Source organism: Mucilaginibacter humi, assembly GCF_013087555.1.
Genome location: NZ_JABFCR010000010.1, coordinates 18,064 through 32,413 on the forward strand (window position 1 = coordinate 18,064; position 14,350 = coordinate 32,413).

Genomic DNA, 14,350 nt, shown 5'->3' on the forward strand with positions numbered 1-14,350 from the left:
TAGCCGCGCCAATTTCCACAAACTCCGGAACGCGGCTAATTATTTTCCCGTTTCCATCTAACAGGTAATAAGTAGGAATGCTTTTAATACCCCGAGGTAGCGGCGTTTGGCGAGTCGTCGCCTTTAAGATCTGAAACTTGCGGCCAATCCATTCCGTCGGCTTTAATAGCCTGCTGCCACTTGGTTTGATCGGTATCTAACGACACACTGATAACCCCAAATCCTTTTGCCCGTAGTTCAGGTAACATGGTTTTTATCAGCTCTTCGTGGTTGTCGCGGCTTGAGCCATTGGTTGAGCGCCAAAAATCAAGCAATATAATTTTTTTGTGCAGGGCCTTAATATTTATGGGTTTGCCATCAAGTGTGGTGCCAGCAATATCAGGCGCCGGGCTTCCCGGTGACAGCTTGGTTAGTTCCTTTAATTTTACTTCCAGCTCTTTGCCATCATCACTGTTTTTGGCCAGTACACTAAATTTGTTGAAGATAGCATAATAAGCCACAGGGTTGTCCTGGTAGGGTAATGATTTCATTAAATGCCCGGCAATAGCATTATCCGGATATTTACTCATAAACTCTTTGTAAACCGCAAATTCGTCTATCTGGTTGGCTTGCAGTTGCTTTGCTTGCAGGTCATTAAACCGGCCAATTTGTGAGGTCGACTTGATCTCGGCATCGCTTATCTGCCGCATTTGTTTAGTTATCTCAATGGCTTTGTTATGTGCCTCGTGCCGGGCTGTGTCCCTTATGGCATTAAATGCAGATAACTGCGTTTGTAACGGCGATGACGCGGTGATATATGGATAATCATTTATTTTTTGCTGATCAATATCAATAGAATAGGTGCCCGGTTCAAGATAAAGCTCAACTTCGCGGGTGCCGCTACGGGCAGCACTTGAGGAATAGATCATTTTATAATATCCGGCATATTGCAAAACCTCTTTTAGATGAAATTTGCCGTCAGTTATATCGGCCCTGAAAACAGGGGTGTTTGCCTGGTCTCTTATAATAATATTACCAAAACTTACACCATCGGCGGTGCCGGTAATTTCAATTTGTCCGCTTTGCGAGTGTTTGCATGCTGTAAATAATAAGGCTAAAAAACAACGCATACATATTTCATAGTGACAGGGGTATTGGGTTTTTACTAAAGTAACATTTTTATTACCCAACACAAATGTACACTCAAAATTTGACAGTAAAAATACATTCCTTTAGATTGTTTCTAAATAGCTAATTGCCCGCTATTTAGTAAAAAGCATTTCTATCTTTTGGTATTTAATAAATACTTTTGCCTAAATTTTCATTTACAATAAAATAATGAGCGAAATTAAACAAACCTTTAACTCATCGCTGGGCAAAAAGCTGATAATGGCTTTAACAGGCTTGTTTTTGTGTACATTCATCATTGTACACGTAGGCGGTAACCTGTTCCTGTTTAAAAACGACGACGGTTACGGTTTTAACGTTTATGCCAACTTCCTTACGCATTTCCCGCCGATAGAGGTTATAGCTTACCTGCTGTACTTTTCTATCCTGGTGCATGCGCTTTACGGACTGGTACTAACCATTAACAACCGTAAGGCAAGGCCGGTGCCGTACGCGTCGGCACCAAAGTCGCCGGCATCATGGTCATCAAAAAATATGGGTTTGCTTGGGGCCATCCTGTTTTTCTTCATCGTGGTACACATGAAAGATTTTTGGTATAACTACAAGTATACCCACAACGTTGGCTATAAAGAGTACCGTACCGATGTGCTTACAAATGTTACCACCGTTAGCGATTTTACACCTGCCGATCCGGCTTTTGAACATTCATCAACCACCGAAGGCAATGTAGAAATTGTTAGGGTTAAGGATATCCATGCATTGGTTTCAACCAGTTTCCATAACGTATGGTATTTGATATTGTATGTTATAGCAATGGGTACCTTATCGTTTCACCTGTTGCATGGTTTCCAGAGCGCGTTCCAGACCTTAGGCTGGACACACCGTAAATATAGCCCGGTGGTTAAATTTATCGGCACCTGGTTCTTCGCGGTTATTATACCCGTAGCCTTTGCGCTGATGCCGATAGTATATTATTTTTTAAGATAGTTAAATATGATTTACGAATTACGATTTCAGATTTACGAATTGCATCTCAATTCAAAAATCAATCGTAACTCTTAACTCTAAAATCGTAAATAAAAGAAATGAGTTTAGATGCTAAAATTCCGCAGGGCCCATTAGCCGAAAAATGGAGCAAGCATAAATTTAACTTAAAGCTGGTTAACCCGGCCAACAAGCGTAAATACGACATTATAGTTGTAGGTACGGGTTTGGCGGGAGCGTCGGCCGCGGCGTCGTTAGGCGAGCTGGGTTATAACGTAAAAGCATTTTGTTTTCAGGATAGTCCGCGCCGTGCGCACTCTATTGCTGCACAGGGTGGTATTAACGCTGCTAAAAATTACCAAAACGACGGCGACAGTGTTTACCGCCTGTTTTACGATACCATTAAAGGCGGCGATTACCGTGCCCGCGAAGGCAACGTTTACCGTTTGGCCGAGGTATCGGTAAATATTATAGACCAGTGCGTTGCACAGGGCGTGCCATTTGCCCGCGAATACGGCGGCTTGCTGGATAACCGTTCGTTCGGTGGTTCGCAGGTGTCGCGTACGTTTTACGCGAGGGGCCAAACGGGGCAACAATTATTATTAGGGGCATATTCGGCATTGAACCGCCAGATCCATAAAGGCAAAGTTAAAATGTATACCCGCAGCGAAATGCTTGACGTTGTTACAGTTGACGGGCACGCTAAAGGTATCATCACCCGTAACCTGATAACCGGCGAGATAGATACGCATACCGGCCACGCGGTATTATTATGTACCGGCGGCTATGGTAACGTATTTTACTTATCCACCAATGCCATCGGATCAAACGTAACGGCTGCATGGCGCGCGCATAAACGCGGTGCATTTTTTGCTAACCCTTGCTACACCCAAATCCACCCAACCTGTATCCCGGTTACCGGCGATCACCAGAGTAAGCTTACGCTGATGTCTGAATCGTTACGTAACGACGGACGTGTTTGGGCGCCAAAAACTAAGGAAGTTGCAGAGAAACTGCGTACTAAGCAGCTAACAGCCGCGCAAGTGGCCGAAGAGGACCGCGATTATTTCTGGAGCGTAAATACCCGTCATTTGGTAACCTTGTTCCGCGCGACGTGGCCTCACGTAACGCTAAGGAGATGGTTGACGATGGCCGCGGTGTAGGCGGATCAGGTATTGCTGTGTTCCTTGATTTTGCGGACGCTATAAAACGTTTGGGTAAAGATGCGGTATCGGCCAAATATGGTAACCTGTTTGATATGTACTATCAGATAACCAACGAGGACCCATACACCCAGCCAATGCGTATTTACCCAGCTGTGCATTATACCATGGGCGGCCTTTGGGTTGATTATAACTTAAGCACCAACGTACCGGGCCTGTATGCTTTGGGCGAGTGTAACTTTAGCGACCACGGCGCAAACCGCTTAGGTGCCTCGGCATTGATGCAAGGATTAGCTGATGGTTATTTTGTTATCCCATATACTTTAGGCGATTACCTGGCTACCATCGGCCCAAAACCGGTTGATGCTAACCACCCGGCATTCGCGCAAACTAAGAAGGATGTTACCGATAGAATAGCTAAACTATTAGCCCTTAAAGGCACTAAAACGGTTAACGAGTACCACCGCGACCTTGGCCACATTATGTGGGAGTATTGCGGTATGGCCCGTACTGCCGAAGGCCTGACCAAAGCAAAAGGATTGATACAAGCACTACGTGCCGATTTCTGGAAAAACGCCTTAGTAGTTGGCGCTAACGAAGAAGTAAATAATTCGTTGGAAAGAGCCGGCCGCGTGGCCGACTTCCCGGAACTGGGCGAACTGATGGTTGATGACGCGTTGATGCGCAATGAATCATGCGGTGGCCACTTCCGTTTAGAATCGCAAACGCCGGAAGGTGAAGCATTGCGTAACGATGAGGTGTTCTCGTTTGTAGGTGCATGGCAATATAAAGGCGATAACCAACCTGAAGAATTACATAAAGAAGCCCTGAACTTTGAATTTGTTCATCCTTCACAACGTTCTTATAAATAAGACTTTTTTAGACTCAAGATCAATAATATGAGCGACGGAAATATGAAATTAACCCTGAAAGTTTGGCGTCAGAAAGATGCTAACAGTTCAGGCAAAATGGTAACCTATCCGGCCGAGAACATCTCGCCTGATATGTCATTCCTGGAAATGCTGGATGTGGTAAACGAGGGCCTGACCGTTAAAGGCGAGGACCCTATCCATTTCGACCACGATTGCCGCGAAGGTATTTGCGGTATGTGCTCGTTATACATTAACGGCCAGCCACACGGGCCAAAACGTGCGATAACCACCTGCCAGCTGCACATGCGTAGCTTTAAGGATGGCGAGACGATTACCATCGAGCCATGGCGCGCGGCAGCTTTCCCGGTTATAAAAGATCTGGCGGTTGATCGTTCGGCGTTCGACCGTATCCAGCAGGCCGGTGGTTACGTATCGGTAAATACCGGCGGTGTGCCCGATGCCAATATCATCCCTATTCCTAAAGTAATTGCCGACGAGGCTTTCAACAGTGCTACCTGTATTGGTTGCGGCGCTTGCGTGGCGGCTTGTAAAAATGCTTCGGCTATGCTGTTTGTATCGGCCAAGGTATCGCAATTAGGTATGTTGCCGCAGGGCCAGCCCGAGCGTTACAGCCGTGTACAGGCTATGGTTGCGCAAATGGACGAAGAAGGTTTTGGTAACTGTACCAACACCGGTGCCTGCGAAGCCGAATGCCCTAAAGAAATCACGCTGACCAACATCAGCCGTATGAATAATGATTTCTTCAGCGCCAAGCTGTTCCGCGAAGCCAGCGTAAATGGCGGCGACGGTGGCGGCGAATAATATTTAAAACTTACAACAATTGGAAGCGGCCCGGGAGATGATCTCGGGCCGTTTTTGTTTTGGGCGTTTCCCCGATTGAAATCGGGGCCGGGCTTTCCGCTCATACTCCACGGGCCTTAGCCACGGGGCCGGTATCCGCTGCAATCCTTAACGTTGTCCGTCCGCTACCTGCCTTAGACAAAATGGACGAACGGACAAATAAAAAATAAATATTAAAGATTATTCTTTATTAATAAATATTTATCTTTATATTTGTAATGAATATAACCCTCCGTCTATATTCTTTCATTTAAAGTTTGTCCGACCGTTTTATTCTGTCCTGCACCTTTCGCGGACGGACAAGCTTACCAATTACATAGTCTATATAGTTGCTCTTTGCACCGGCAACCAAAGCCATCTACCCTGTAGGTAGGCTGTAGGAGGGGTATTTTAAAAAAAAAATCTTGCAATTTTTTAAAACTTACCATAAATGACAACACCACAAAACCAAACCGATCCACATGAAGGATTTGCTAAACTACAAGCGGAGTTTGAGCAATGGCAACGAGAACAGGATGACCTTGAAAAAAGCGATGACCTGTTTAAAGTGCGTAGCGCCAACACACGGTTAAAAGAAGCCAGCACCCACGAGGTACCAAAAATGTTATTTGATAAATTTTGGTATGAAGGCGAACTCTGCATCATGTTTGCCGATAGTAACTTGGGTAAATCTATCCTTGCAGTACAAATTGCCAACTCTATTAACAATGGCTGTGCTATCGGTCCGTTTGATTTGGAAGCCGACAGGCAAGAAGTACTGTACTACGATTTCGAGTTAACCGAGAAACAATTTGAAGCACGTTACAGTGTTGATTTTGCCCAACATTACATTTTCAGGGATGATCTGTACCGTGCTCAACTTAATGACATGGAACTGCCTGAGGGCTTTACCAATTTTAACCAGTACCTAAGCCATAGGTTAGAAAGGTATATCAATCAAACTAAAGCGAAGGTTATTATTATTGATAACATCACTTATTTAGGTACCGAGAATGAACAGGCAAAAGATGCTTTACCATTGATGAAACAGCTAAAAGCATTAAAAAACAAATACGGCCTGTCTATTTTGGTACTGGCACATACGCCTAAGCGCGATATGACCCCAGGCTATTACCCGTAATGATTTGCAGGGTAGTAAAATGTTGATGAACTTTTGCGATAGCAGCTTTGCTATTGGCGAAAGCCAGGTTGATAATAACCTGCGGTACTTAAAGCAAATTAAACAGCGTAATACCGAGCAGGTATATGGTGCCGATAAGATATGCCTGTTTAACATTGCTAAACCGCATAACTTTTTGCAGTATGAATTTATAGGCTTTGGGCAAGAGTGGGATCACTTAAGCAAGCAGCGCGAAGCATTAAGCGATAACCTGATTGACCAGGCCATCGAGCTAAAACTGCAAGGCAAAAGCCTGCGCGAAATAGGCCGAACAATGGGCATATCCTTCCAGAAAGCCGACAGGCTGATAAAAGCGGCATCAAATAAAGAAGCCTAACTGCCGTAAAAGCGTCCGTCCGCACCAGGTGCCGCTACCTATCTGACGGACGGACACCCCCGATGCTCCAAGCAAAAAGCGTCGGGCCGGTGCGATTCCCCTCTTGAGAGGGGAGGAGGGGTGTGTCCTTTCGCGCGCATAACACACCCCTGCAACCGCACAACCAATCGCGCCCCCTCTCAAGAGGGGAACTAATAGCGCCATAATTATCCAATAACCAATAATCCAATGACAACACACCGTTACACCCTCGAACCCTACAAAACCAAAAAATCACGCTACACCTGCCCGCAATGCGACGAGCCGCACAAGTTTACCCGCTACATTGATACCGAAACCGGCGAACACCTTGCCGGCCACGTTGGCAAATGCGACCGCGAAACCAACTGCGGCTATCACTTTACACCTAAGCAATACTTTGCCGCCAACCCTGCGTTAAAGCCAACTAAAAAGCGTGAGCCTAAATATATCCCGCCACCACAAAAGCCCGACTTTATCCCGACTAAACTGTTTGAGAAATCATTAAACCGGCCGCCCGAACTGAACGACTTTGTGGAATACCTGAGCGGTATATTTGACCATGAAACGTTAAACAGGCTTATAGAGGATTACCATATAGGCACCGCCAAACTCTGGCCCCATGCCACCATATTTTGGCAGGTTGACCGTAAGGACAGAGTGCGTACCGGCAAAATAATGCTGTACGACCCCTATACCGGCAAGCGCGTTAAACAACCCTACGCGCACATAGCCGGGCGCATACGTTGCTTAAACTGCCTAAATATAACCTGCAACAGGTTTTCTTCGGCGAGCACCTCATCTATCCCGGCGGCAAAGAGATCATAGCGATTGTTGAAAGCGAAAAGACAGCCGTAATAGCCGCGGGCTACATGCCCGAGCATATCTGGGTAGCCGCAGGCAGCTTAGAGGGCCTTACGTACGAGAAATGCCGCATACTGCACGGCCGCCAGGTAATGCTGGTACCCGACCTTGACGCCTACCCCAAATGGGAAAAGAAAATGAACCAGCTAAAAGCCAAAATGCCCGGCACCCGTTTCGGCATGGGCAAGTTTTTGCAAGATCTCTCACCCGAGGAACAAACCCCGGGCATGGATATAGCGGATTGGCTGGTGAGTATACACTCATCCCAAAGCGCTTTTACAGAAAAGCAGATAAGCCAAACAAGCGCAGAAAACTATTTAGATGATGTTGACCTAAACGCAGAGTTATAGTATGTCCGACCGTCTGAAAGTGACGGGGAGTGGACGGACGGACAGGAGAGTAATTCCTATAATCATTTTGGAAATGATTATAGGAACACTTGTTGTTTACATTATATTATTTATTTGTGCTTGCCACGTAATATTGTGTAAAAAACGATGTAGGTGTAAATTGTTATTTAATATTTCAGCTTTTGATAGCTGAGCGATTTGATTCCAGTCTTGACCTAACACGTAAGTGGCATTACCTTCAAACATGCTTTCAAGTATAAAAAATTCTTTACCTTGAAATCCAAATATATAATATCCTTTAAAACCAGCGCGACCAGTAGCTACGAAATTTGGCGTAAATGAACTAAGATACTCAAATCTTTCTTGGATGATGCCCCTTCTAGCAACAGGCAAATTGTTTAACACAGTCTGAATTCGTGGTTGTAAAGTAGCCCATGGGTAATTACACGGAGGCAAAATATCCCAATTTAACCTTGTGATAGGCACGTTTAAAGCTGGTAACAAGTTTTCTTGTAATAGCTCACACTCTCCAAACAGCTCTAAGAAAAGGTTAATTATATGTTTAATATTAGCTTGGTTCGCAACATTATTAACAAGTAAGGGAGATCGTGCTATTTTAGCATTTTGCAAATTTTCGATTATTTGCAGTTCCGTCAGCGGCGCAGGTATAATTTGTCTTTGATACCTTTCATAGTTAATTGTAACTGTGTGCCAGTATCCATGCCAATCTTGAACTCGGCCTTCTCTCTGTGCCGGTTCTTTAGGCAAATGCCTTAGTAAAATATAACTACCTCTTGCATTAAATCTTGATATCCAACCTTTTATAGCTGGCAAAACTTGATCTCCGATATTGAAAGGAGCCGCAAAGCCTACATCAATAAATCGATTTTGATTGACAGCAGTTATTGCTGGGCTTGATATGTAAAAATTTTCTCCATTATTTATTCCTAATAAATAAGAATCAACATTTCTTATTCTTTTTTTATTATTCTCATGTGATATAGATTGAACTATATATCTATAGCTCTTTTAAATTGTTTAGTTTAGCGGCATCCCGCCGCCTGTAATTGTTAATTGTTTATCACTAAGATTTAATAAGCTGCAGGCAAATAATTTTAATTAATATTTGCAATTAAATTAATTATATTATGTTTGTAGCGTCTTTTGCGGGACGTGCTTATCAAAAATGGGGGTTGCAACTCCCTTTTTCCATTCCTTCATAACTGGAATTGCTGGCTGTTTTGCGTTTAATCATTTACAATTAGGTGATTTTTAGCCCACAATTTTCAGACCACTTAAGGTTTTCTTTCTACAACGCTTAGTTTTAAACGTTGTTGTACGCCATCCTGTCAGAACTTCTGATCTTTTTGGGTGAGTATTGTCATGATTATGCAATAACGTCACATAGATGACTGGTAGTCAGTGTAGAGATTGCTTCGTATCTCGCAATGACGTGGTGGTGAGGTTGGGTTGTAACCTTTGTCCGCCTCGTCCAACCTGTCCCACTCCCTTTGCGGACGGACACCACCAAGTTTGTCATCCTGAGCGAGAGCGAAGGATCTTGTAAGAATGACAGGTAGCGTTTATACTTATCGCGTGTATAAGATCCTTCGCTATGCTCAGGATGACAGGGCGGATATGATGTAGGTTATAACCTGTCCGCCCCGTCCAATCTGTCCCGCTCCCTTTGCGGACGGACACCGCCAAGATTGTCATCCTGAGCGAGAGCGAAGGATCTTGTAAGAATGACAGGTAGCCTTACTTATCGCGTGTAGAAGATCCTTCGCTATGCTCAGGATGACAGGGCGGAGATGATGTGGGTTAAGCCTGTCCGCCTCGTCCAACCTGTCCCGCCCCCTTTGCGGACGGACACCTTGCGTTAGTGAGAGGAGCGGATACCGGCCCCTTCGAGGACCTCAGCGCAGGCCAGTGGCTAAGGCCTCGCGCAGTATAAGCGGATAGCACGGCCCGCTTCTATCAGCGGGAACGCCCTGATCACCTCCCCTCATACACCGCATGTTCCGGGTTAACAGCCGTTACGCTTACCTTACTCACCTGCTTACCATTCTTAAAAGTAGCCGATTTGATGATGGCCGGCGTACGTGCCGGAAAGGTGCTTTATAAACCGGCGAGGTTAGGGTAGGTTCGGTGCTATCGGTGGTGTAATGGATCTCGGGCCGGGCGCTGTTGGTGGTAAGGGTAATGGTGGCCTGCTTGGTTGCCGCGTCGGTTTTAACGGTTTGCCAAACGTTGTAAGCGCTTTTTGAGTAGTTGATACCCATAGCGTCATAGCGTTGGTATTGCGTCTCCATGCGGTCCTTAAAACCTTCCCAGTTCTTCAATCGGGCGGGTGTCCAGGCTACTTCGGCCATGGCGGCGGCGCGGGGCAGCGTCATATACTCCACCTTCTCGGCCGAGTGTATAAACTCCGACCATACATTGGCCTGCACGCCTTTAATATATACGGCTTCATCGGCAGTCAGCTCGGCAGGCACGGGTTCGTACGAGTAGACCTTCTCTAACGTCAGCAAGCCGCCAATGGCAACGGGCTCGTTATAAGGTTCGCCCTGGTAATAGTCGAAGTACATAAAGTTGCTTGGGGTCATAGTTACATCGTGGTGCTGTTTAGCTGCCGCTATGCCGCCGGCTATGCCCCGCCATGACATCACGGCCGCGTTAGGCGCCAGTCCGCCCTCCAGGATCTCGTCCCAACCTATGATGCGTTTGTTTTAGTAAGCAGGAAGTTTTCAATCCGTTTAATAAAATAGCTTTGCAGCTCGTGCTCATCTTTCAAACCCTCGGCTTTGATGCGGGCCGGCATTTAGGGCAAAGCTTCCAGCGGTCCTTAGGGCATTCGTCGCCGCCGATATGAATAATAGGGCCGGGGAATAAAGCAGCCACCTCGGTCAACACATCCTGCAAAAAGGTAAAGGTTTGCTCGTTACCCGGGCAGTAAACATCTTTCTGTATGCCCCATAAAACCGGCATTTTAAACGGACCGCCGGTACATGAAAGCTCGGGGTAAGCCACCAGCGCGGCTAACGAATGGCCTGGCATTTCTATCTCGGGCACTACGGTTATATAACGGTCTTTGGCGTAGGCTACAATTTCGCGCACCTGGTCCTGCGTATAATAACCGCCATGCGGGTTGTTATCTACGGTTAGCCGCACGATCGAACTGTGTACCTGCGCGCCGGCGCCAACCTGGGTGAGCTTTGGATATTTCTTTATCTCTATGCGCCAGCCATGATCTTCGGTTAGGTGCCAGTGAAAAGTGTTGAGTTTATACATGGCCATATAATCAAGATACTTCTTAATAAAATCAACCGAGTAGAAATACCGGCCGACATCCAGCATCAGGCCGCGCCATTTAAAGCGGGGCTTATCAATGATATTAGTAGCAGGTATGGTAACAGTTGAGCCCGTAGCCCTAACTGGTAATAATTGTTTAAAAGTTTGCAGCCCATAAAATATACCCTGCGGCTTATTGGCGCTGATAATGATGCCATCCGGATGTACGGATAGTTTATAGCCTTCGTCGCCCAAAGTATCGGCTGTGCTGTTTAGCGTTAAAACGATGCTATTGGCGACCTTGCCGCTATTATTTGTCGCGATGGCAACTATACCACCTACATGGTTCTTAAGCTCGCCTGCCATAGTTTGCGCTATCTGGCGGAGTTCGGCATTATTAGCGTCAATACGTATCACGGTGTTTTTGGATATAACAAATTTTGAAGCCGTGGTACTAACACTTATAGGGTATGGGACAATTGATAATGGCTGAGCATTTTGCGCGCGCAGGGCGGACACATTTATCAGCAGCAATAGTAAGGGCAGCAGTTTTTTCATGATATAGCTTAATGGTCTGACGGTTTATAAAACTAAGGTAAAGGAAATTTTAGTTTTATCTGTAGATTATTGTGAGTCGGATTGGGTAGTTTATGAGTAAGCCATAATCACCTTTGATAAAGTTCTATGCATTATTTTAGTACTATGTGTAACATAGTACGGACTTGTGTAGTCTAACCCAAAAAACGACTTAAAAATGAAACTGAAAACTACTTTAACCCTATTGCTTTGGTTAGTTGGGGTATACGCAGCACTTGCACAAAGCCCCGCCGGCGGTAACAATATCAAAGGGCGGCTTATAGACTCACTAACCCGCAAGCCTGCCGAGTTTGCAACGGTGGCACTTAAAAACTCAAGCAGCCAACAGGTAAAAACGGTTGTCAGCAAGCTGGATGGCACCTTCACCATCACCGATGTTAAGCCGGGGAAGTTTACGATCAGCTTTACACTGGTTGGCTATACGGGTAAATCCATGAGTATCTCTACCGATGGTAAGCTGCTTGATTTAGGAGATGTGGTGATTAACGCGTCAAGCACGCAAATTAAAACCGTATCCATAACAGCAAGTCGCCCGGTAATTAAACAGGAAGCCGACCGGATTACTTACGATATACAGGCCGATGCTACAAGTAAATTTAACAATGTATTAGAAATGATGCGAAAGGTGCCTTTACTAACTGTTGATGCTGAAGACAACATCCGGTAAGCGGAAGCCCGGCCTATCGGATTTTTATTAATGGTAAGCCATCGAGTTTGCTGGAGCGAAATCCAAAAGACGTATTAAAAAGTATGCCCGCTTCCAGCATCCAAAAAATCGAGGTTATTACTACACCTTCTTCTAAATATGATGCAGAGGGTTTGGCCGGCATTATCAATATCATCACCAATAAAACTGTAGACGATGGTTATAACGGCAACCTTAGCGTGAACGAACGCTTTCCTACGGGCGGCCCTACTGTAGGCGGGGCATTCACCACCAAATCGGGCAAGTTTGGTTTGTCGGCATTTGGCGGCGCGGGTTTGTCTGACAACCCTGCAACAATAAATGATGTTTTGCGCACAAGTAAGGATCTGTCTTCAACCCTTTTCCAGTACGGCGACCGCAAGAGCGATGGTAAAAATGCTTACCTGGGTATGGAATTAAGCTATGAGATCGATTCGCTGAACCTGCTCTCGGGTCAGTTTAACCTAAACGGAAGTGATGGAACCGGGCGGGCGTCTCAAAATTCAGTACTACGTAATGGGGGCGCTATTACACAAGGATATGACCTGCTGACAGATAATGATAATAATGGAAAAGGCGCGGACCTGGCTATTAACTATCAAAAGGGCTACCGCCGAAACAAAAACCAGTTGACTACTTTGTCTTACCGTTATTTCGGCTTTGTAAACCATCAAAATGCTGATCAGCTTTTTAATAACAGGATAAACTATACACTGCCTGATTTTCGCCAGGCTAATAAAAGCGTAATGAGCGAGCATACCGTGCAGTTAGATCATGTGTATCCGGTTAATAAGATCAATATCGAGGCGGGTGCAAAAGTAATTGTGCGATATAACGAAAGTGACTTTCAATATTTATCAGCCGACGCGAGTGGGAACTATTTAGCCGATCCATCAAAAACAAACACTTTTAATAACAGGCAAACTATTTTGGCCGGTTACAACTCTTATCAATACGTTATAAACAAGTGGTCGGTAAAAGCCGGTGTCAGAGTTGAATATACAGATATCAATGCCGACTTTATGTCAACCGCTTCGCAGGTATCACAGAAGTATTTTAGTGTAGTACCTGCAGTAGCCCTGAGCAGGCGTTTTAAAACCACAGGCATTAGTTTTGGCTGGAACCAGCGCATTCAGCGCCCGGGTATTAACCAGTTAAACCCTTTTGTCGACCGGTCTAACCCCACATTTGAAACTTCAGGCAACCCCGACCTGCGCCCTACCAAGGGTAACCAGGTAAGGCTTGGGTTTGACTGGACCAAAAAAGGAAGCCTGTTTGTTAGCTTGCAGTACAATTGGATCCGGGGACTTATTTTCCCGGTATCTTCTTATGATGAATTAACTAATATTACCCGTACACGTTTTGAAAATACCGGTACCGCTAAAGCATTAGGAACTAATGTAAACTTTAATTACCCGCTAACTTCTATTTGGAACCTAAGCCTTAATGGCGGCCTGATGCATGGTTGGGCAACCGGGATAAGTAATGGCCAGCCCATAAAAACCACGGATTTATGTTTAACGCCAATATCGCTTCGGGCTTGAAGCTAAGCAATGGCTGGCGAACCGGTATTAATATCTATGTAAATGGCGGCCAGCTTACTGTCCAGCAGCAATCTAACGCGTATATCAGCTCATCATTAAACGTAAGCAAGGATATTATTAAAGACAAGCTAACCTTTTCAGCCTTCACCAATAATCCATACAAACGCTACCGTGTTAACACCACAAACTCATTCGGGCCAAATTTTGACCGGGTAAGCCATGATCAGCAGAACTTTAGTTCCTTCGGCGGTTCCCTGAGCTATAAATTCGGAAAATTAAAAGAATCGATAAAGAAAAATAAGCGGGGTATAAATAATGACGATGTAAGTAACTAAAATAGTAAAAAATAAAAAAGGCCCCTGAGATCTCAGGGGCCTTTTTTAGTAAATGCAGGGTCGGCACCTTCTGATCCACAGCATTATCATCAGAAATTTATTGCCCGCACTCAGTTGCTATTTGGTACGGTCTGGGTCGATGTCCAATAAGTTCCGGCTTTACCAACTAAAGCAACCATCCTT

At 45.2% G+C, this 14,350-nt stretch carries 11 protein-coding genes and 2 pseudogenes; 9 read left to right on the forward strand and 4 right to left on the reverse strand.

The window, feature by feature from the left end; all coding sequences use genetic code 11:
• Positions 1 to 83 precede the first annotated feature (83 nt).
• Positions 84 to 1,109 (reverse strand): redoxin domain-containing protein, encoded by a 1,026-nt coding sequence (locus tag HK413_RS03365; RefSeq protein WP_175269141.1) that lies wholly within the window; start codon positions 1,107 to 1,109, stop codon positions 84 to 86.
• A 208-nt stretch (positions 1,110 to 1,317) separates the two neighbouring features.
• On the opposite strand from HK413_RS03365, the gene HK413_RS03370 reads away from it, so the two are divergent.
• From HK413_RS03370 to HK413_RS16450, 6 genes and pseudogenes are all read left to right on the forward strand, one after another.
• Positions 1,318 to 2,094 (forward strand): succinate dehydrogenase cytochrome b subunit, encoded by a 777-nt coding sequence (locus HK413_RS03370; protein ID WP_175269142.1) that lies wholly within the window; start codon positions 1,318 to 1,320, stop codon positions 2,092 to 2,094.
• Positions 2,095 to 2,192: 98 nt separating this feature from the next.
• A pseudogene (locus tag HK413_RS03375) lies at positions 2,193 to 4,126 on the forward strand (fumarate reductase/succinate dehydrogenase flavoprotein subunit).
• Between the two features lie 42 nt (positions 4,127 to 4,168).
• Complete coding sequence (locus HK413_RS03380; protein ID WP_394353121.1) at positions 4,169 to 4,948, forward strand: succinate dehydrogenase/fumarate reductase iron-sulfur subunit; 780 nt, start codon at positions 4,169 to 4,171, stop codon at positions 4,946 to 4,948.
• A gap of 469 nt (positions 4,949 to 5,417) precedes the next feature.
• Complete coding sequence (locus tag HK413_RS14645) at positions 5,418 to 6,107, forward strand: AAA family ATPase (protein WP_217452017.1); 690 nt, start codon at positions 5,418 to 5,420, stop codon at positions 6,105 to 6,107.
• A gap of 4 nt (positions 6,108 to 6,111) precedes the next feature.
• Positions 6,112 to 6,483, forward strand: coding sequence for a hypothetical protein (locus HK413_RS14650; RefSeq protein ID WP_217452018.1), 372 nt, complete (start codon positions 6,112 to 6,114; stop codon positions 6,481 to 6,483).
• Positions 6,484 to 6,711: 228 nt separating this feature from the next.
• Positions 6,712 to 7,715: pseudogene (locus HK413_RS16450) on the forward strand (DUF6371 domain-containing protein).
• Positions 7,716 to 7,811: 96 nt separating this feature from the next.
• Here HK413_RS16450 and HK413_RS03400 read toward each other — a convergent pair.
• From HK413_RS03400 to HK413_RS03405, 3 genes are all read right to left on the reverse strand, one after another.
• The gene (locus HK413_RS03400; RefSeq protein WP_175269146.1) at positions 7,812 to 8,549 is read right to left on the reverse strand and encodes a hypothetical protein; all 738 of its coding nucleotides are present in this window, start codon (positions 8,547 to 8,549) and stop codon (positions 7,812 to 7,814) included.
• Between the two features lie 1,217 nt (positions 8,550 to 9,766).
• Complete coding sequence (locus HK413_RS19195) at positions 9,767 to 10,384, reverse strand: family 20 glycosylhydrolase (RefSeq protein ID WP_394353122.1); 618 nt, start codon at positions 10,382 to 10,384, stop codon at positions 9,767 to 9,769.
• Between the two features lie 121 nt (positions 10,385 to 10,505).
• Entirely contained in the window at positions 10,506 to 11,564 is a 1,059-nt protein-coding gene (locus tag HK413_RS03405; protein WP_262886763.1) for a beta-N-acetylhexosaminidase, read from the reverse strand.
• Between the two features lie 196 nt (positions 11,565 to 11,760).
• Between HK413_RS03405 and HK413_RS03410 the strand changes: the two genes are divergently transcribed.
• From HK413_RS03410 to HK413_RS19205, 3 genes are read left to right on the forward strand one after another with little or no spacing between them, the layout of a single operon-like run.
• Positions 11,761 to 12,270, forward strand: coding sequence for a carboxypeptidase regulatory-like domain-containing protein (locus HK413_RS03410; RefSeq protein ID WP_175269147.1), 510 nt, complete (start codon positions 11,761 to 11,763; stop codon positions 12,268 to 12,270).
• 47 nt (positions 12,271 to 12,317) lie between these two features.
• The gene (locus tag HK413_RS19200; protein ID WP_175269148.1) at positions 12,318 to 13,832 is read left to right on the forward strand and encodes an outer membrane beta-barrel family protein; all 1,515 of its coding nucleotides are present in this window, start codon (positions 12,318 to 12,320) and stop codon (positions 13,830 to 13,832) included.
• Positions 13,802 to 14,167 carry an outer membrane beta-barrel protein gene (locus HK413_RS19205; RefSeq protein ID WP_175269149.1) on the forward strand — a complete coding sequence of 122 codons (366 nt, stop codon included), beginning with the start codon at positions 13,802 to 13,804 and terminating at the stop codon, positions 14,165 to 14,167. The genes HK413_RS19200 and HK413_RS19205 overlap by 31 nt, the downstream gene beginning before the upstream one ends.
• Positions 14,168 to 14,350 lie beyond the last annotated feature (183 nt).